Genomic DNA, 502 nt, shown 5'->3' with positions numbered 1-502 from the left:
TATTGCCATGGGCAGACGGATCTATTCAAACCTTAAAAAGGCAATACAGTATATTATTTCCATTCACATCCCAATTATATTAACGGTGTTTATTCCGCTGGCGCTGAACTGGATTTATCCCAATATCTTCTCTCCAGTACATATTATATTTTTGGAGCTGATCATGGGACCTACATGTTCTATAATTTATGAGAATGAGCCCATGGAGGAAAATACAATGTCCAATAAGCCAAGGCCATTGAGTACAACATTCTTCAGTTGGAAAGAATTGTCAACAAGTGTAGTTCAGGGACTTATAATTACCCTGGGAACCCTTGCAGCCTATCAGTATGCGGTAGGTAAGGGAGCAGATGAACAGCTGACACGCACTATGGTTTTTACATGCCTTATATCTGCAAATATCATGCTCACACTGGTAAACCGTTCTTTTTACTATTCTATTTTTACAACGATTAGATATAAAAACAACTTGGTATTAGTTGTCATCTTGCTTACCCTAGTT

1 protein-coding gene is annotated in these 502 nt (G+C 37.8%); it reads left to right on the top strand.

The window, feature by feature from the left end; genetic code table 11:
- Positions 1-7 precede the first annotated feature (7 nt).
- Positions 8-502, top strand: a 495-nt coding sequence (locus ACFOUY_RS08895; protein WP_378960156.1) for a cation transporting ATPase C-terminal domain-containing protein, incomplete at its 3' end; no start/stop codon positions are given.

This window comes from Pedobacter jamesrossensis (genome assembly GCF_042650905.1).
GTDB classification, from domain to species: Bacteria; Bacteroidota; Bacteroidia; order Sphingobacteriales; family Sphingobacteriaceae; genus Pedobacter; species Pedobacter jamesrossensis.
The sequence above is the reverse complement of the archived record's forward strand: the minus strand, read 5'-3'. Positions and strand labels throughout refer to the sequence as shown.